The following is an 18256-nucleotide window of genomic DNA, read 5'->3' as shown; positions in this document are numbered from 1 at the left end:
GGCTAGTGCACCTCGACCGAGTCGATGATCCGGTCCAGGTCCGCGTCCGGCAGCGACCCGCGCTGTGCGTCGATCCGGATCGCGAAGGCCGTGTCGGCCGAGTCCAGGCCCGCCAGGATCACGCCCTCGACCGGGGTGCCCGCCGCCGGCCCGCCGTCCTCGCCGGTCGCCTTGAAGGAGAAGTCGATCCGCTTCGCCCCGTCCGCACCGGCCAGGTCGACGTCCTTCTGGCCCTCGACCTTCGCACCCAGCTGGATGCCCGCCTCGGCGGCGATCGCGGCCTGCTCGGCCGAGTTCGCCTCGGTGAAGGCGAGCTGCACGGTGATGACCGAGACCTTCTTCCCGCCCTCCGTGCGCACCGCCGCCGCGGCGTTGTGCTTGCCTCGTTCGGCAGCGCTCTGCTCTTTGTAGCCCTTCGGGTACGACACGTCGACACCCTTCGTCTTCAGCGTCCCCCAGCCCTCGGGCACCGAGCCCGCGCCGGAGTCGGTGCCGCCGCAGCCGGTCAGGGCCAGGGCGGTCGTCAGCAGGGCGGCGGCCAGGCGGGCACGGCGGGTCTTCATCGGCAGGGGCTCCCGTCTCGTCAGTTCGCACAGTAGCTGTAGGGAAGATAGGAACGGCCGTCCCCGCGGGGCGCCCCCAGGAACCGGGCGTCGGTCAGGGTCTCCGCCTTCTTCTCCGTGCTGATCGTCATGCCCAGACTGAGCCCCAGATTCAACTCGAAGCCGTACTCGGCCGCGTTCACATCGCCCGTGTACGTCATCCGGCTCGACTTGCCCCGGTCGAACATCAGCTGCCCGAAGGGGTCGTCGGCGCCCGGCCGGGCCGTGGGCGCGTGGTCGGAGAACATGTACTGGAAGGGTGTGGCGACCTGCTCGTTGCTGCTGTCCAGCCACCGCTCGGCGACCGCCCGGTCCCGGTCCCCGGCCGGACCCGGGTCGAAGGTCAGGGTGTTGGTGACGATCTCGATGCCGGTCTGCGAGTCGGTGCCCTTCACGCCGGCGTTCCCGCCCCGCTTGTCGCCGTCCTTCTGCCCGTTGTCGCCCCCGGCCTTGGCGCCGTCCTTCTGGCCGCCCTCCTCGACGGTGCGGGTCATGTCGACGCGGACCAGCTTCCCGGTCTTCTTGTCGTAGGTGACCGTGATGGTGCCGGTCTGCGTGGTGTTCGCCGCGTACTCGCCGCTGAGCGGGCCCGCCTCGTACCCCACCTTGGAGCCGTACTCGATGGACGAGGAGTACGTGTACGACTTGGTGTTCTTGTAGGCGTTGTCGGTCCAGGTGACCTCGGGGGAGTACTTGAAGGTGCCGCCGAGCGCGGCGCTCAGCTTCTTCTCGTCGCCCGCCGAGATCTTCAGGCCCGCCGACGCCGATGCCTCCAGGCCCACCTTGCCGTAGGTGATCTTCCGGTTGTCGCCGAGGTGCTCCTTGATCCGGTTCTGGGTGTCCTCCTCGTCCTTGAGGGGTCCCGTGCCGAAGAGGTAGAGGATGCTGTCGCCGACGCTCGCCTCCGCGCCGCCCGGCATGGTGCGCCGCATCTCGTACATCTGGAGCTTCTCCACGTCGTCCCGGAAGCGCTGGGCCTCCTCCGGGCTCTGGAACACCCAGGTGTCGCCGTTGGTCACCTTGATGCCGAGCCCCAGCTCCACCTTGTCGGCGCCGAACTTGCCGACCTTCATGCCCGGCTTGAAGTCCTTCTTCGCGGCGACCGAGGACGCGTCCGTGAAAGTCAGGTAGACCAACTGGTCGCTGTCGTCGACCTTGCCGTCGCCGTTGACGTCCGTCTTCGCCTTCAGGTGCTGCTCCTGGAAGCCGTACTCCTTGCCGATCTCCCAGAAGAAGATCTTCGCCTTGGAGCCCGCCTTGTCGGTGACGGACGAGACCTGGCACAGCGCCGGTTCGAAGTCCGTGTCGGTGAGCGGCTTGTCCGGCCCGGGCCCGCCCGTCCCGCAGTCGCCGCCGCCGGCCACCCGGCAGACCTGCGTGGCGATCCTGTCGTAGACCAGCTGCCCGACTCCGGTCGCCGAGAGCGCCAGGACGACCGCCGCGCTGACGACGACCATCCCGAGGTACTCGGTGCCGGTCGCCCCCCGGTCGTCGAAGACCGGTCGGTGTCCGTACGCCCGTATGCCGCCCCCGTCCGTCACACGGCATCCCTCCTCGCCCGGTCCACGTGCCTGTGGGACGGCGAGCGTAGGGAGGCGACGCCGCGTCAGGCGTGGGCCTCAGGGCCCAAACGAAGGCCCACCGTCAACACTGGGCCCGCTGGGCCCACCGCCCGGGACCTCCCCGGGCCTCCCGGGACCGCCCTCGCGACCGGCAAGATGCTCAACCTGCCCCGTTTTGACGCATCTTGTGCAACGACAGTTGCTCCCCAGCTACACAAACGCTGTTCTCCGGTCACAGAGCCGTGGTTACAGTGCTGAGGTAGTCACGCAGTGAAGTCGACACGGTGCGCCGGAGTGACACGCGGCGTTCCGACGGGCATGGGGAAACGGGGAGCTGCGCGTGCCAACTGCCATTGCCGTGACCAGCGCCGACATGGCGCTGCCACCACAGGACGAACGCACCCTGCCCGCCGTCGTGCTGCGGGACGTCGAACGACGCCCCCTGGAGCAGGTCCTGGCCGAGATGCAGGCCCTGGTCGAGCACCACGGCCATGTGATCGTGGTCTGCTCACCGGCCGCGCCCACCGCGGTGCAGCGGCGGCTGCACACCCTGCGCTCCCTCATGGAGAGCGACCGGATCGCCCTGTTCCGGCCGGAACTGCCGCCCCTCGGACTGGCCGTCCTGGCCCGCCAGTTACGGCAGCTCGCCTCCTGTGACATCAGCCCCGGCGTGCTCGCCTCGGCCGGCCGGCTGCTCGTCCACTACATCCACGCCGGCGCGCTGCTGGGCTCCGTGGCCCGACTCGACCGCGTCCCCGTCGGCCTGAAGTCGCACGCCAAGTCCTGGATGCCCGGCAGCCAGTTCGGCGTCCTGGCCCACCCCGAACCGCACCTCGTCCGGATCACCCCCGAAGCCGGGCTCCCCGGCCCCGAGTTCGGCACCTGGATGCTGCTCGCCAAGGGCCAGCTCCCGTCCGACTGGGTCACCACCACCCTCGCCCCCTCCTGGAAGGTGCAGGGGCTGCGCGAGACCCAGCTGCCGGCCGAGTCGCCCGCCTGGTGGGGCACCGGCAAGCTCGTCGAGTTCTGCAGCTACCTGCCCGACCTGTCCGTCCTCTACCAGCTGGTCACCTCCGTCCGGCGCAGCCAGTGCCACTGGTGCGGCATCGACGTCATCGGCGACCGGTGCGTGTTCTGCTCGGCCACGCCCCCCGTCCACGACGGCCCGCCGCGCAAGCAGCTGGAGAACCGGACGGCCGTCGGGTGAGGCCTGACACCGCTCGTCAGCACTGTTCCGATCCCGCCCGACCGATATCCCCAACGAGGTTGTCCGGTTCATGAACTCCCGTCAGCGCCGCGGCGTGATTCTCCTGCTCCTGTCGGTCGTCTGCGCCCTCGGCGCCTTCGCCGGCGTGCTCTCCGTCATCAGTGACGTGAAGTCGAAAGTCGGCCCCGAGGTCACCGCCTACCGGCTGAAATCCGACGTGCCGCCCTACACCACCCTCAGCACGGGCCAGTTCGAGAAGATCAAGATGCCCGAACGGTGGCTGTCCGACAACGCGGTCACCGACCTGCGGGAGATCCAGGGCAAGATCGCCGTGACCACGCTGGAAGCGGGCTCCCTTCTCCAGTCCGACATGATCGTCCGCCAGCCGGCCCTCCAGCCCGGCCAGCAGGAGGTCGCCATCATGATCGACTCGGCGACCGGCGTGGCCGGCAAGATCACGCCCGGCGCCGCGGTCAACGTCTACGCCACCTTCGAGGGCGCGCGCGAGGGCGACCCCGACCAGTCGAAGATCATCGTCACCAACGCCAAGGTCCTCGACGTCGGCGAACTGACCGCGCTCAAGCCCGACGAGGGCAACCGCACCCAGCAGCCCACCGACGCCGTCCCGATCACCTTCGCGCTGTCCGCCCTCGACGCCCAGCGCATCACCTACGCCGAGTCGTTCGCCAAGCGGGTCCGGCTCGCCCTCGTCGCGCCCGGCAGCGACACCACTGTCCCCGAGCGGGACCGGACGTACGAACTCGCGAAGGACAAGTGAGAGGCTGCCATGCCCACGAGGATCCTCCCGGCAGTCGGTGACGCGGACGCGGTCCGGTCCGTCACGACGCTGCTCAGCCAGCTGCCGGACGCCGAGCCCGTCGCCCCCGTGGTCGACTCCACCCAGCTCATCGACACCCTCGCGCGGCTGGCCGCCGAGTCGGTCGACGAGCTGCCGGAGGTCGTGATCGTCCACGAGCGGATCGGCCCGGTCCCCGCGCTGGAGCTGATCCGCGAAGTGGCCCTGCGCTTCCCGGCCGTCGGCGTCATCCTCGTCACCTCCGACGCGAGCCCCGGCCTCTTCCAGGCCGCCATGGACTACGGCGCCCGCGGCCTGGTCGCCCTGCCGCTCAGCTACGAGGAACTCGCCAGCCGCGTCCAGGCGGTCGCCCAGTGGTCCGTCGGCGTACGACGGCACCTGGGCGCCGGCGGCGACGTGTTCACCGGCGTCGGCGGCACCGTCGTCACGGTCAGCGGCGCGAAGGGCGGCACCGGAACGACCCTGACCGCCATCCAGCTGGCCCTGGCCGCCCAGGCCTCCGGCCGCAGCACCGCCCTGGTCGACATGGACCTCCAGACCGGCGACATCGCCTCCTACCTGGACGTCCAGTTCCGCCGCTCGGTCGTCGACCTGGCCGCCATCACCGACATCTCCCCGCGCGTCCTGGCCGACGCCGTCTTCCGGCACGACACCGGACTCGCCCTCCTGCTCGCCCCCGCCGAAGGGGAACGCGGCGAGGACGTCACCGACCGCGCCGCCCGGCAGATCGTCAGCGCCCTGCGCTCCCGCTACGAGGTCGTCGTCATCGACTGCGGCGCCCAGCTCGGCGGCGCCGGCGCGGCGGCCGTGGAGATGGCCGACCGGGCCCTGCTGATCACCACGCCGGACGTGGTCGCCGTACGGGGCGCCAAACGAGCCGTGCGGATGTGGGACCGGTTGCAGATCCGCAAGGCCGAGGAGACGACCGTCGTCGTCAACCGGCACAGCCGCGCCACGGAGATCCAGCCGCCCCTGATCCAGAAGATCACCGGCACGGCCGTCGCGGCCACCGTCGTCCCCGCCAACTTCAAGGAACTGCAGAGCGTCGTGGACGCGGGCCGCATCCACGAACTGGAGAACAAGAGCTCGGTTAAGCAGGCCCTGTGGGGGCTGGCGGGGGAGCTGGGGCTGGTCAAAGCGGCGGACGGCGCCCACAAGGCGGGCCGCGGGCCGGTGAGCTTCCGGCGCAGGAGGGAGTCATGAGCGTGCGCTCCGCTCTCGCGCCGCCGGCCTTACGGGACCGGGGCCAGGTCACCATCGAGTTCCTCGGCATGACCCCGACGATCATCGTCACGCTGATCGCGCTGTGGCAGGTCGTCCTCGTCGGCTACACCTTCACGCTCGCGGGCAACGCCGCGGACGAGGCGGTACGGCAGGCGACGGCGGCGGAGCCGGGGGCGCGGCAGGGCGCGTGCGAGGCGGCCGGGCTCAAGCACCTGTCGGACGCGTGGCGCTCCGGTGCCGAGGTGACCTGCTCGGGCTCCGGCTATGTGACGGCCGACGTCAGGCTGGAGGTCCCGATCCTCTTCCCGGGCACGCTGTCGTTCCCGTTCCCGGTCCGGGGCCACGCCGGCGCGGTCGAGGAGGCGGACTGAGATGACCCGTGCCCGCAAGCACCGCGACCGCGGCCAGGTCGCCATCGAGTACATCGGCTTCCTGCCGATCCTGCTGCTCGTCGCCCTGGCGGCCGTCCAGCTCGGCCTGATCGCCTACACGGCCCAGCAAGCCGGCACGGCGGCCAGGACCGGGGCGCGCAGCGCGTCGCTGGAAGGACCGTACGAGGCGGACTGCCGGGCGGCGGTGAGCAGTTGGCTGAATGTCATGGGCTGCGTCCCCTCCTACGGCGCGGACGAGGTCACCATCACCGCCACGGTGGAAATCCCGTCCCTCGTGCCGGGCTGGAACTTCGACCCGGCCGTCAAGACCGCGACGATGCCGCTCGACCACTGAGCACCGAGCTAGGAGCACCGCACTCATGAGCCTGCGAGCACGCATCAACACCCCCGAGGAGAACGGCAACCGGGGCGAGGACGGCCACATGGTCGCCTCCTACCGGGCCAAGCTCCTGGAGGAGATCGACCTCGCGGAGATGAGTTCCCTGGCCGCCGCCGAGCGCAGGGCACGGCTGGAGCGCGTGCTCGGGCACATCATCAGCCGTGAGGGCCCGGTCCTGTCGACGGTGGAGCGTTCGCAGCTGATCCGCAGGGTGGTCGACGAGGCACTCGGCCTCGGCATCCTGGAGCCGCTCCTGGAGGACGCGTCCATCACCGAGATCATGGTCAACGGCCCGGACGCGATCTTCGTGGAGCGCGGCGGCCGGGTCGAGCAACTGCCGTTGCGCTTCGCCTCCAACGACCAGCTGATGCAGACCATCGAGCGGATCGTCTCGACGGTCAACCGCCGCGTCGACGAGTCGAACCCGATGGTCGACGCCCGCCTGCCCTCCGGCGAGCGCGTCAACGTCATCATCCCGCCACTGTCCCTGACGGGCGCCACCCTCACCATCCGCCGCTTCCCGCGCTCCTTCACGCTCCAGGAACTGATCGGCCTCGGCTCGCTCGACGAACCCATGCTGTACCTGCTGGCGGGCCTGGTGCAGGCGAAGTTCAACATCATCGTCTCGGGTGCGACCGGCACCGGAAAGACGACCCTGCTGAACGCCCTGTCGGGCCTCATCCCCCAGGGCGAACGCATCATCACCATCGAGGACTCCGCCGAACTCCAGCTCCAGCAGCCCCACGTGATCCGCCTGGAGTCGCGGCCCCCGAACGTCGAGGGCAAGGGCCAGGTCACGATCCGCGACCTCGTCCGCAACTCGCTGCGCATGCGCCCCGACCGGATCGTCGTCGGTGAGGTCCGCGGCGGCGAGTCCCTCGACATGCTCCAGGCGATGTCGACCGGCCACGACGGCTCCCTCGCCACCGTCCACGCCAACAGCGCCGAGGACGCGCTGATGCGGCTGCAGACCCTGGCGTCCATGTCGGACGTGGAGATCCCCTTCGTGGCGCTGCACGACCAGATCAACAGCGCGGTCGACGTCATCGTGCAGCTGACGAGGTTCGCCGACGGCGCCCGCCGCATCACCGAGATCGCCCTGATGGACAGCCACGGCAGCGACCCGTACCGGCTGGTCAGCGTCGCCCGCTTCAACGCCCGGCCGATGACCTCCGACGGCCGTATCCACGGGGCCTTCGAGTACTACCCCCTCCCGCGCCGCACCGCCGACCGCCTCTACATGGCGAGCCAGCCCCTCCCGCAGGCGTTCGGCATCGCCCGGTCCGCGGACCAGCTAGCCACCCGAGAAGCCAGGTAGGACCGACCGATGGAACTGCAACAGCTCATCACGCTCACCACCGGCATCACCCTGCTGACCTGCGTCCTCGCGGTCGTCGGCCTGCACTCCTACGCCATGGGCAAGGCACAGCGGCAGGCACTGGTCGACCGCCTGTCCGCCACCGGCCAGATCCCGGTGGCCGGCCGGCGCCGCAACTTCCGCGGGATCGACCGCCGTCTGCGGCGCACCAAGCTCGGCAAGAAGCTGGAACTGCGCCTGGCGGCGACGGGCCTGGACATCACCCCCGGCGAGTTCTTCGTCTACATGCTCGCCACGGTCGCGGGCCTGTGGCTGATCGGCCAGGCGGCCCTGGCCCCGTTCTTCGGCCCTCTGGCGGGCCTCCTGGGCATCGGGGTGGCGGTCCAGTTCCTCAACTGGCAGCGGCAGAAACGCATCGAGAAGTTCATCAACCAGCTCCCCGAGATGGCCCGCATCCTCGCCAACGCCACCCAGGCCGGCCTCGCCCTGCGCACGGCCATCGGCATGGCCGCGGAGGAGATGGAGGCCCCGGCGGGCGAGGAACTCGGCAAGGTCTCCGCCCAGCTGGCGGTCGGGGCCTCGATGGACGACGCGCTGGGCGAACTGGCCGACCGCCTGCCCTCCCGCGAACTGGTCGTCCTCGTCACCACGCTGGTCCTGTCGAACCGGGCCGGCGGTCAGGTGGTGAGCGCCCTGCGCAACCTCACGGAGACCCTGGAGGAACGCAAGGAGACCCGGCGCGAGGTCCGCACCCAGCTCTCCCAGGTCAGCATGACGTCCTACGCCGTGCCGGTGCTGGGCGTCGGCTCCCTGTTCCTCATGAACGGGGTCAAGGACGGCGCCCTGGACCGCATGACCGGCTCCCCCTTCGGCCAGGGGGCGGTCATCATCGCCTTCTCGCTCTACGCCGTCGGCTTCGTCCTCATCCGCCGCCTGTCCCGCATCGACGTCTGAGAGCCCGGAGGCAACCATGGGACTGCTCCTCGCCCTGCTGATGGGCCTCAGCGTCTGGGGCGTCTTCGCCGGCGTCCGCATGTACCGGGCGGAGGCCAAGCTGCCCGGCGACCTCGCCCTGGCCCTGGAGGTCGGCTCCACCCGCACCGGCGCGGTCGACTCGCTCATCGACCGCATGGGCATGCGCTACGCGCCCGCGGTGCTGCGGCTGATGGGCCCCAAGCAGGTGGCCAAGTACCGCCGCAAGATCGACCTCGCGGGCAACCCCGGCGGCCTGACCATCGACCGCTACGCGGCGCGGCGGGCGGTCTACGGCTTCCTGGGCGCCGTGGGGTTCCTGGTCTTCCTCATGCGGGGCCAGCTGCTCGTCGCCCTGCTCCTGCTGGCCTTCGGCGCGTTCTGGACGGAGGTCGGCATCTGGTCGGCGATCCGCATCCGCAAGGACGTCATCGAACGGACCCTGCCTGACTTCCTGGACGTCCTGGCGGTCGTGGTGAGTGCCGGCCTCGGATTCCGCCAGGCGCTGGACCGGGTCGCCTCCCGCTACGAGGGCCCCTGGGCCGACGAACTGCGCATCACCCTGCGCCAGATGGACCTCGGCATGAGCCGCCGCCAGGCCTTCGCGGAACTGCGCCGCCGCAACGACTCCGAGCAGGTGGCGATGTTCGTGACGGCGCTGCAACAGGGCGAGGAACTGGGCGCGCCGATCGTCGACACGCTGGTGTCCCTCGCCAAGGACATGCGCCGCACGGACGCGCAGAACGCCCGCCGCAAGGCGGCCCGGGCCGTCCCCAAGGCCACGATGATGATCACGACCTTCATGGTCCCGGCCACGATGCTGCTGCTCGGCGCGGGCCTGATCCTCGGCTCGGGCACGGACTTCGGCTCGGTGACGGGCAAGTAGGGGGGAGGCGACGTCATGTCGATGACAGGGGAGCGGGCAGGGGAGCGGGCCGGGGAGCGCACCGGGCTGCTGGGCCGTCGCCTTCGCCGTCGCCGCGCCGAGCAGACGCCGGAGATCACGACGCCTCCGGCGGGGACGGTGCTGCCGGCGCACGTCCGCACGGGCGCGCCGGACGTGCCGGTGACGTCCGTGACGCCCGCGCTGCCACCGGGGTGGGAGGCGGCCGGAGGGCCGACGCTGCAGATGAAGGGGGGCGGGCACCGACAGGCGGGGACGGGCCGGGGCGCTGCGGCGAATGCCCCTGCGGCGGAGGCGATGCCGACGGCAGACGACCCACGCCGGCACGCTCACGCTCGCTCTGCCCTCGATGACGTCGCGCCTTCGCTGGAGCTGCCCGCGCCGGACGGTCCACGGCGGCACGCTCACGGTCACTCTGCCTCCGACGACGTCGCGCTTTCGCAGGAGCCGCCCGCGCCGGACGGTCCACGGCGGCATGCTCACGGTCACTCTGCCTCCGACGACGTCGCGCCCCCGCAGGAGCCGCCCGCGCCCGACGACGACGGCCGCACGGGCGGTCCGGTCGAAGCCCCGGTCCCTGCCACGGGCCCGGCCGGCGCCACGGGTCCCGCGATCGACATCCAGGTCAACGCCCTGCAAGCCATGTGCCGCCAGGTCTTCGGCTTCCGCCTTGCGATGATCGCCCTGGCCACCCCCACCGCCCTCGTCAACGCGAACGACGGGCTCCCCACCCGCCTCGTCGGCGCGGCCGTGGTCGTCACGTTCATGACCTCCTACGTCCTCTTCAGGGACTGGGAACGCTTCGGCCCGCTCCTGCTGCGCCACCCCTCCCTCCTCGCCGCGGACACCCTCTTCGGTGCCCTGCTCCTCATCGCGGCCGGCCCCGACAGCACCCTCGCCTACGTCAGCGTCTGCACCCCCCTCCTGGCCGGTCTGGTCTACGGCTGGCGCGGGGCGGCTGTCTTCGCCTCGCTCCAGGCGCTCCTGCTGCTCCTCATCCACGCGGCACAGGAGGACCCGGCACCCGGCATCACCGAGTCCGCCCTCCTGCCCGGCCTCTGTGTCATCGCCGGAGCCGTCGGCTCCAGCCTGCGCAACCTCATGCTCCGCTTCGGGGCGGCCACCCAGGCCCTCACCACCGTGCAGGCCCGACTCGCCGTGACGGAGGCGGTCAGCGCCGAACGCGCCCGGCTGGCCCGCGAGATGCACGACTCGGTCGCCAAGACCCTGCACGGCGTGGCCCTGGCAGCGGACGGCCTGACCACCTCGGCGAACGCCGACCGCATGGACCCCGCCCTGATGCGACAGCAGGCGGCACTGGTCGCCCGCTCGGCCCGCCGGGCCGCCGCCGAGTCCCGCGAACTCCTGGCCGACCTGCGCCGCGAATCGGACCCGTCCCACGCCACGGACGTCCTGGTCGAACTGGCCGCCCGCACCCGCGACTTCAGCGCCCGCACCGGTCTGACGGCGGTCTACCGCCCCACCGGCGCCCACGCCGTTCCCCCCGTCCCACCGGCGGTGGCGCGCCAGCTCCTCACGATCGCCTCGGAAGCCATGGAGAACGCCCACCGCCACGCCCACCCCACCCGCGTCGACGTCAGCGCGGGGGTCCACGGCGACCTGCTCCGCATCAGCGTCCACGACGACGGCCGCGGCCTGCCTCCCGGCACCAGCCTCGAACAACTACGGCGCGCGGGCCACTTCGGCCTGGTCGGCATGGTCGAACGCGCGGCCTCCGTCGGCGCCCGCATCCGCATAGGCCGCGGCGGCCACCCCCAGGGCACGGAGGTCCGCCTGGAACTCCCCCTGGCCGCCCTGACCACCCCCACCGCATGACCCCACGACCCGAGAGGAGGCCCCCGATGCCGGACCAGACGCCCCACTCCACCGGCGCCCCGCAGCCGCCGCCGCACCATCCGTTCACCGACCTTCCGCTCCCGCCGCCGGCCCAGCCGGCCCGCCGCCTCCGGGTCGTCGTGGCGGACGACAACCCGGTGGTCCGCGCCGGTCTCACCGCCCTGCTCTCCGGCCGCCCGGACATCGAGGTCGTGGCGGAGGCCGCCGACGGCCGCCAGGCATACGAGGCCGCCCACCAGCACCGCCCGGACGTCGTCCTGCTCGACGTCCGCATGCCGGGCGTGGACGGCATCTCGGCGCTGCCGTACTTGGTGCAGATCGCTCCCGTGGTGATGCTGACCTACAGCAGGGAGTCGGAGATCGTCCAGGAGGCCCTGCGTCGGGGGGCGGGCGGCTACCTGGTCCACGGCGAGTTCACGGCCGACCAGCTGGTCGATGCCGTACGGGACATCAAGGAGGGCCGGGCCCACTTCACCCCCACGGCGGCGGGCGCCCTGCTGGCCCAACTCCGCCAGGACCTGGCACCGGCTCCGCCCCTGCCGGAAGGGCTCGGCCAGTCGTCGAGTGCGAGTGCATACGGAATTTCCACCTCCGCGCAGGCGTATGGACAACCTCAACATGCCGCTCGAACAGGGTCTTTCGGTCCACCCGCCCACTCGGACCCACCCACTTCCTCAGAAAACCTTTCGCAAGTGCAACCGCATGTGGGACAGTCTTCGTCTGGGTGGACGAGTGGCCGTCCGGCCGCTCCCGACAGGGCGCGGTTCCAACTGAGCACGAGGGAGGCGGAGATCATGGACCTCATCGCATCCGGCATGAACAACCAGCAGATCGCCGCCACGTGCTTCATCAGCGAGAAGACCGTCAAGAACCACATCAACCGCATCTTCGCCAAGCTCCACAGCACCAGCCGCTCCGAGGCCGCCGCGAAGTGGATCGGCACGGCGCCGGACGCACCCCGGGGACGGGGGTGACCTCCGGTGACGCGATGGGGGGACAACCGATGGCTGGGCCCCACCGATTGGGCCCGGAATTGGGCCCAGGGGCCCTCTGGCGGACAGGGCGTTCCGCCGTACGTTCCTCGTGTCGAAAGCGACACAGCCGCAACCGGAGGGGAACACCATGAGCGACCTGATGCTGAAGACCGCCGTCGCGACCAAGGTCCGCGTGAACGGCTGGAAGAACACGACGGCCGAGGCGATGCGCCGCCGCGCGGGCGACAAGGGGCAGACGGCGGTCGAGTACCTGGGCATCATCGCGGTGGTGGTGGCGATCGTGTTGGCGATCACGGGTACCAGCATCGGCACGACGATCCTCAACAAGATCACGACCCTGATCAACCGGGTCGGGAATTGACGCGACCTCGCAGGTACGGCGACGCAGGGCAGGCCTTCCCCATCTACATCACGGTGGTGGGGGGTCTGCTCTTCCTTGCGCTCGCCTACTTCGCGGTCGGCCAGGCCACAGTGAACAGGGGTGGCGCCCAGACGGCAGCCGACGCTGCGGCACTCGCTGCTGCCCAGGACGCCCGGGATCAGCTTGCGGGCGAATGGGTCGAGGCCGTTCTCGACCCCGCCAAGTGGCAGGACATCTTCGACGGCGCCGTACCGCTGGCCAACGACCCGTGCTCGCGCGCTTACCAGCTCGCCGGCCAGAACGACGCCGATGTCCAAGGGTGCGCGGGCACCGGATTGCCCCTGGGGTACGAGGTCACGGTGCAGACGCGGAAGCCCATGGGGGAGTCCATCGTCCCCGCCACGGCGGAGAAGAGGTCCAAGGCCAGTGCCAAGGCCGTCATTGAGCCCCTGTGCGACTTCAAGCCCCTTGCCGAGGATGCAGGTGACGACGTGCTCCCTCGCCTCACCTGCGACGGCAAGAACTGGGACCTGAAACCGGACGATCTCACCGAGCTCCCGGAACCCGAGGATCTTTTCGACGTCCACCTGGCCGACTGAGAAGCGAACGACGAGTGATGAAGGAAGCGGAGAGATGAGCATGCGGATCACTGAGAGGGCCCGCAGGAGGACGGTCACGCTGACCCTGGCGGCCGGGCTGGCCCTGGGTATGGCCGGCTGTGGCGGTGGAGGTGGCGGCGACGACAAGAAGCCTGACACCTCAGCCTCCGCTTCCAAGGACCGTGGCTCTGCGCCGAGTGCTCAGGAGGGGAAGCCGGAGGCCCCGCTGGCGGAACTCAAGGGGAAGGACGGTTTGCTCCTCCAGATCACGTCAGCGCAGCGTGACGCGGGTGGATTTGTCACCGTGAACGGCCAGTTTAAGAACGACGGTTCCGGTTCACTGACCATCCCTGCCGAACTGCGTGGTGACGAGACCGAGATCCTGAAGCATGGCACGTCGCTCGGCGGCGCGACGCTTGTGGACTCGAAGGGGAAGAAGCGCTACTACGTGCTGCGCGACACCGACGGACGACCGCTGACCACCACGGGTCTCACCACGATCGAATCCGGACAGACCATCCCTGTCTTCATCCAGTTCCCCTCCCCGCCCGCGAGCGCCACCGACGTCACACTCCAGGTCCCGACGTTCTCCAGCGGCACCATCAAGGTCTCCGGGTGAGGCCGGACATGACGACCCATACCCGAACCCGAACGGCGACTCCACGCCTCGCCCTCGTCCTCACCGCCGCCGGCCTCATGGTCGCCACCAACATCTACGGGGCGGTATCGGCCCACGCCGACGAAACCCCCGGCGTCCCGCCCGGCACCGAGGCCTCCGCCTCCGCCCCCGTCGAGGTCGACGCCAACGACCCCGACCTCAAGCTGCCCGAGGGCGGCACCCTCGCCGAACCCAAAGTCCTCGACATCAAGCAGGTCGTCGAAGACCAGAGCGGCGACGAGCGCCGGGAAGACACCAACGCGGACGTCAAGTTCGCCCTCCAGGCCGAGGTCCTCTTCGGCAAGGACAGCGCGAAACTCGGCGCCGAGGCGAAGGCCCGTATCTCCGCGATCGCCGAGGAGATCAAGACGCAGAACGCGACGAAGATCCGTGTCTTCGGCTTCACCGACAACCTCGGTTCGTCCGCCCACGGCGACGTCCTGTCCCGCAAACGCGCCGACGCCGTACAGAACGTCCTCGACCAGGAACTGACCGACTCCAACGTCACCTACGAGGTCCGCGGCTACGGCGAGCAGTACCCCATCGCCGACAACTCCACGGAAACCGGCCGCAAGAAGAACCGCCGGGTCGAGGTCTCCTTCCCGCGTACGGAGAGCTGACTTGGGCCCTGTTTTGGGGCCAGGGACCCATCCCGCCCCGCCCGTCCCTCCCTACGCTCAGGCGGTGTCGTAGACCGAGGGAGGGGGCGGGGACATGGCCTGGACCGGGCAACCACCGAACTCGGGGGCCGCAGCGGCGTGGCACCCACCGGGCCACGGCGGCCGCCGACCGGTACCGGCCTCACTCGCGACGGCCCTGGTCCTCGTCCACACCCTCTTCGCGATCACGGTGCTCGGCGGTCTCGGCCTGCTGCTCACCGCGGCCTCGTACGACGCCGTCGACGGTCGACTCCTCGCCCTGACAGCCTACGCGGCAGCCCCAGGTGCCCTCGGCTGGTGGCTCGCCCGCCGCACCTGGCAGGGCGGGACCCGCACCCGGGCCGGCCTGATCGCCGTACAGACGTGGCTGATCCTCGGCGCGTTCGCGAACATCACCGACGGATCCCCCCGCGGCTACACCCAGCTCTTCCTCCCGGCGTTGGTCCTCTACTTCCTCACCCGCGAGGATAGCCGCGCCTGGTACCGCCTCCCCGACACGGAGCGCGCCGAACGCCGTCCCTTCTCCCTGCCCCGGATGATCCGCTGGCGCCGGGACGAGGGGCAGACGGCGGTGGAGTACGCCGGTCTCATCGCGGTCGTCGCCGCCGTCATCGCGGCCCTCGTCGTCAGCGGCCTGGGCCCCCAGATCTACGGCGGTCTCCAGGCGGCCGTCTGCAAGGTCACGGGCACGGCATGCGCGGCCCCCGCAGCCGGGGACACCGCGACCGCAGCCGGCCCCGCCGACCAGCCCGCTCCTCCCCGGCGGGACCCCGCCGATGCCGAGGACACCCAAGGCGAGAAGACCGACGCGCAGGCGGACGGTGACGAGAACGCCGACGAGAAGGAGAAGAAGGACGACGACGGCTGCTTCGGCGGCGTCGGCGCCTTCTTCGGCTGCACGGGTGATCAGCTGAAGCAGGTCGGCGAGGGCCTCGTCGTCGACGGCGTCGGCGGCGACCTCAAGGGCATCTGGGACACGGTCACCAACCCGCTCGACACCCTCGACGGCCTGAAGGACTACGGCGGCGTCACAGCCGACCAGTGGTCCCAGGACGCCAAGGACGCCGGCGACAAGTGGGGGAAGGGCGACTACCTCGACGCGCTCACCGACTGGGGCGGCGCGACCGTGAACTCGGGCGGCAAGATCCTCGACGACATGTTCATCGGGGACGAGGTCCGCGACCAGTGGGACAAGGGCAACGAAACGCGCGCCGTCACCACGGTCGTCTGGAACGTCGGCTCCCTCTTCATCCCCGGCTACGGCGAGGCGAAGGTCGTAGGAAAACTCGGCAAGCTGGGCAAACTCGGGAAGCTGGGCAAGCTCAGCGAGAAGGCGGCCGACGCGGCGGAGGATGCCAGGAAGGCAGCCAAGGCAGGCGACGTCCAGGGCACCGAGAAGGCCGCGAAGGAGGCCGACGAGGCGGCGGACGAGGCCGAGAAGAAGGCCCGCGAATCCGGCTGCACCATCGCCTCCCCTGCCCGCAGGACGCCGTACGGCGACGTCCCGTATGAACCGGCGCCCCTCACCGGCTCCTCCGGCACGGGGACCACGGTCCTGGCCGCCGGACCCTCGGGTGCCCACGTCATACGCGCCGAGGGCACGAAGTACGTCATCCTCGCTCAGGACGGCTGCGACGAGGAGGCCAAGCAGGAGGCCGAGGAGGCCCGGAAGCAGGCGGACGCGGCGGAGCAGCAGACGCTCGAGGCCCGCGCCGAGGCCGCGAAGGCCGCCCTGCGGGAGCGGGGTTCCTCCGTCCCCGACGACCAGATCGACGGGCTCGTCGACCGGGCCAAGGACCACCCTGAGCCGGGCAAGGGCGAGATAGGCAAGGAGGACGCGGCCGCCGCCCTCGACGAGATCGCCGACCTGGCGCGCCGCGAGAACGTCAACGGCGACGCCGCCGCGGCACTGGAGGGCAAGGTCGTCAACGCTCCGGACGCCAACAAGCTGGCGGAAGCCCGTGCCGAGGTGAACGCTGTACGGCGCGCCGCCGACGACGCGGCCCCCGGCACCCGGGTGGACGCCGGTGTCGGCGGCAAGATGAACCGGAAGGAGGCCGACCTGGGCAACGGGGAGAAGGTGAATCTCGACGAGATTCCCGACGCCGACGTGGTCTACAAGGACAAGAGCGGCACCGTCCACGTCAAGGAGGTCAAGAACGCAGGCTCCGCCATGCGCAAGGCGGACTTCGCCAACCAGGTCGAGCGGCTGAAGAAGTGGGCGGGCAAGGAGCCCGGCCGGAAGGCCACCGTGGAGGTCGAGACGACGGACCGCTGGACGTCGATCTTCAGCGAGTTCAAGCCCGCCAGGAACGGCAAGCCGGCCAAGGACACCCGGACGGCGGCCGGTGAGATGGCGAAGAACGACGTGGACGTGACCGTGGCGGGCCAAGGCCTGTCCGCCGACCAGCTCGGCAGGATGCAGCGTGCCATCGACGAACGGACCGCGAGCGGCACGATGGACTGGTCCAGGATGAAGGACCCGGAGAGCGCCAAGGGCTATCTGGGCATCGACTGAGCAGACGACGGAGACGAGACGCTGGTGGGACGCGGGGATGAGTGAGTCAGGCACGGAGCCGAATCCCGAGGAGATGTGGGATCCGCAGGTAGCGCGTTGGAGCGACCCGGAGGGTGACTACGTCCTGCCCCACGCCCTGCGGTCCCTGCCCCAGCCCTGGGACGAGAGCGACTGGAGGCGGGTCGCGGAGCTGCCGCGGACCGACGAACGGTTGGCCGAAGCCCGGCACGTACTGACCGTGCTCCTGGAGGATCAGGCCCTGGCCCCACAGATGCCTCAGCCGCCCTCGCCCGGCCTGCTGTGGCACGTGTGGGAGGAATTCCATCAGGCCGTCGGGGAGAGCATGCCGCGTCCGAGCCAGGTGACCTGGTCGGGCGTGGACGAGCTGGTCCGTGCGTGGCGGGACCGACCGCATTCGTACCCGCTGCACCGGCATGTCGTGCGGCACGTCGAAGCGGCGATGCTGGCCATGATCCCGCTGCTGCGGGACGACATCGCCGACTCGGTGTTCCGCTGGCTGGCCCTCGACCCTGATCCGGGGCGCTTCGCCCCCTGGGCGGTGGACCTGGCCGAGCGTTGCGTGATCGAGGACATCGGTGCAGACCCGGCCGTCGAATTGCTGGGCGCTATGGGGAGCCCGGAGGCCAGGGCGGCATTGGAGCGCCTGTCGGTGAAGCCGGGCGGGCCGGCCAATTGGGAGAACGCGGAAGCGGCACAGAACACGCTCTTCGACCTGGGAAGCGAAGGAACCAGTGGACTATGACCTGTTGCTGGTCGGGCCGCCGGTTCCGCCCGCATCGCTGACCGAAACCCTGACGGAGGCGGTGCGGACCGAGGGCGTCGACGTGGACGTGGCCGACCGGGACAGCGACCAGAGTGGTCGGAACTGGGCCGCGCCCGTCCTGTGCGGCTCCATCATGCTGCGCGGCGATCTGTCGATGTCCCTGGACATCCACGTGGAGGACGCCCTGGTCGACGAGACGCCCACGGAGCCGGAACTCGCGCGCCGGCTGGCCGAGACGCTGGGCGTTCCCGTCTTCTACCCGGCCGAAAGAGACCTCCCGCCCTCCGCCTACTGGCTGGCGACCTCGGCAGGGCGGTCCGTGCGCGCCCGGCTGTACTCGACGGACGAGGAACCGCCCGTGCACACGATCGACGCGGTCGGCTCAGCGGTGTCCGCACTTCCGCAGGTGCGGGTGAGCGACCTGCCGTAGAAGCGTGGCGGCCCCCGG

19 protein-coding genes are annotated in these 18256 nt (G+C 70.6%); 17 read left to right on the top strand and 2 right to left on the bottom strand.

Annotated features, from left to right (window positions below; translation table 11 throughout):
- Positions 1 to 2: 2 nt before the first annotated feature.
- Together OO68_RS25370 and OO68_RS25365 are read right to left on the bottom strand one after the other, a co-directional pair.
- Positions 3 to 563, bottom strand: a complete 561-nt coding sequence (locus OO68_RS25370; RefSeq protein WP_033311246.1) for a hypothetical protein — start codon at positions 561 to 563, stop codon at positions 3 to 5.
- Between the two features lie 20 nt (positions 564 to 583).
- Entirely contained in the window at positions 584 to 2143 is a 1560-nt protein-coding gene (locus tag OO68_RS25365) for a hypothetical protein (RefSeq protein WP_033311245.1), read from the bottom strand.
- A gap of 394 nt (positions 2144 to 2537) precedes the next feature.
- Here OO68_RS25365 and OO68_RS25360 point away from each other — a divergent pair, with 394 nt between their 5' ends.
- From OO68_RS25360 to OO68_RS25280, 17 genes are all read left to right on the top strand, one after another.
- Positions 2538 to 3371 carry a hypothetical protein gene (locus OO68_RS25360; protein WP_078625465.1) on the top strand — a complete coding sequence of 278 codons (834 nt, stop codon included), beginning with the start codon at positions 2538 to 2540 and terminating at the stop codon, positions 3369 to 3371.
- A 70-nt stretch (positions 3372 to 3441) separates the two neighbouring features.
- Positions 3442 to 4149, top strand: a complete 708-nt coding sequence (gene cpaB / locus OO68_RS25355) for a Flp pilus assembly protein CpaB (RefSeq protein ID WP_033311243.1) — start codon at positions 3442 to 3444, stop codon at positions 4147 to 4149.
- A gap of 9 nt (positions 4150 to 4158) precedes the next feature.
- Positions 4159 to 5391 carry a CpaE/TadZ family protein gene (locus tag OO68_RS25350; RefSeq protein WP_033311241.1) on the top strand — a complete coding sequence of 411 codons (1233 nt, stop codon included), beginning with the start codon at positions 4159 to 4161 and terminating at the stop codon, positions 5389 to 5391.
- The gene (locus OO68_RS25345) at positions 5388 to 5783 is read left to right on the top strand and encodes a pilus assembly protein (RefSeq protein WP_033311239.1); all 396 of its coding nucleotides are present in this window, start codon (positions 5388 to 5390) and stop codon (positions 5781 to 5783) included. Before OO68_RS25350 ends, OO68_RS25345 begins: the two co-directional genes overlap by 4 nt.
- Position 5784: 1 nt before the next feature.
- Entirely contained in the window at positions 5785 to 6138 is a 354-nt protein-coding gene (locus tag OO68_RS25340) for a TadE/TadG family type IV pilus assembly protein (protein ID WP_033311237.1), read from the top strand.
- A gap of 25 nt (positions 6139 to 6163) precedes the next feature.
- Positions 6164 to 7501, top strand: coding sequence for a TadA family conjugal transfer-associated ATPase (locus tag OO68_RS25335; RefSeq protein ID WP_033311235.1), 1338 nt, complete (start codon positions 6164 to 6166; stop codon positions 7499 to 7501).
- A gap of 9 nt (positions 7502 to 7510) precedes the next feature.
- Positions 7511 to 8455 (top strand): type II secretion system F family protein, encoded by a 945-nt coding sequence (locus OO68_RS25330; RefSeq protein WP_033311233.1) that lies wholly within the window; start codon positions 7511 to 7513, stop codon positions 8453 to 8455.
- Between the two features lie 16 nt (positions 8456 to 8471).
- The gene (locus tag OO68_RS25325; RefSeq protein ID WP_033311231.1) at positions 8472 to 9359 is read left to right on the top strand and encodes a DUF5936 domain-containing protein; all 888 of its coding nucleotides are present in this window, start codon (positions 8472 to 8474) and stop codon (positions 9357 to 9359) included.
- A gap of 15 nt (positions 9360 to 9374) precedes the next feature.
- Positions 9375 to 11213, top strand: a complete 1839-nt coding sequence (locus tag OO68_RS48755; protein WP_403550317.1) for a DUF8745 domain-containing protein — start codon at positions 9375 to 9377, stop codon at positions 11211 to 11213.
- Positions 11214 to 11239: 26 nt separating this feature from the next.
- Positions 11240 to 12208: a response regulator transcription factor gene (locus OO68_RS42430; RefSeq protein ID WP_051814800.1), complete on the top strand. Its 969-nt coding sequence runs from the start codon at positions 11240 to 11242 to the stop codon at positions 12206 to 12208.
- 148 nt (positions 12209 to 12356) lie between these two features.
- A complete protein-coding gene (locus tag OO68_RS25310) occupies positions 12357 to 12590 on the top strand; it encodes a Flp family type IVb pilin (protein ID WP_051814799.1) in 234 nt (77 codons plus the stop codon).
- Positions 12587 to 13189, top strand: coding sequence for a pilus assembly protein TadG-related protein (locus OO68_RS25305; protein ID WP_033311229.1), 603 nt, complete (start codon positions 12587 to 12589; stop codon positions 13187 to 13189). Before OO68_RS25310 ends, OO68_RS25305 begins: the two co-directional genes overlap by 4 nt.
- A 34-nt stretch (positions 13190 to 13223) precedes the next feature.
- A complete protein-coding gene (locus OO68_RS25300) occupies positions 13224 to 13808 on the top strand; it encodes a hypothetical protein (RefSeq protein ID WP_033311228.1) in 585 nt (194 codons plus the stop codon).
- 8 nt (positions 13809 to 13816) lie between these two features.
- Positions 13817 to 14467, top strand: coding sequence for an OmpA family protein (locus tag OO68_RS25295; RefSeq protein WP_033311226.1), 651 nt, complete (start codon positions 13817 to 13819; stop codon positions 14465 to 14467).
- Positions 14468 to 14561: 94 nt separating this feature from the next.
- Positions 14562 to 17024: a hypothetical protein gene (locus OO68_RS47190; protein WP_051814798.1), complete on the top strand. Its 2463-nt coding sequence runs from the start codon at positions 14562 to 14564 to the stop codon at positions 17022 to 17024.
- Positions 17025 to 17061: 37 nt separating this feature from the next.
- A complete protein-coding gene (locus OO68_RS25285; protein ID WP_033311224.1) occupies positions 17062 to 17787 on the top strand; it encodes a hypothetical protein in 726 nt (241 codons plus the stop codon).
- The gene (locus tag OO68_RS25280; RefSeq protein ID WP_033311223.1) at positions 17777 to 18238 is read left to right on the top strand and encodes a hypothetical protein; all 462 of its coding nucleotides are present in this window, start codon (positions 17777 to 17779) and stop codon (positions 18236 to 18238) included. Before OO68_RS25285 ends, OO68_RS25280 begins: the two co-directional genes overlap by 11 nt.
- Positions 18239 to 18256: the final 18 nt, after the last annotated feature.

It is taken from the genome of Streptomyces iakyrus, from assembly GCF_000717055.1.
GTDB classification, from domain to species: domain Bacteria; phylum Actinomycetota; class Actinomycetes; order Streptomycetales; family Streptomycetaceae; genus Streptomyces; species Streptomyces iakyrus.
This window is presented reverse-complemented; position numbering and strand designations above follow the sequence as displayed.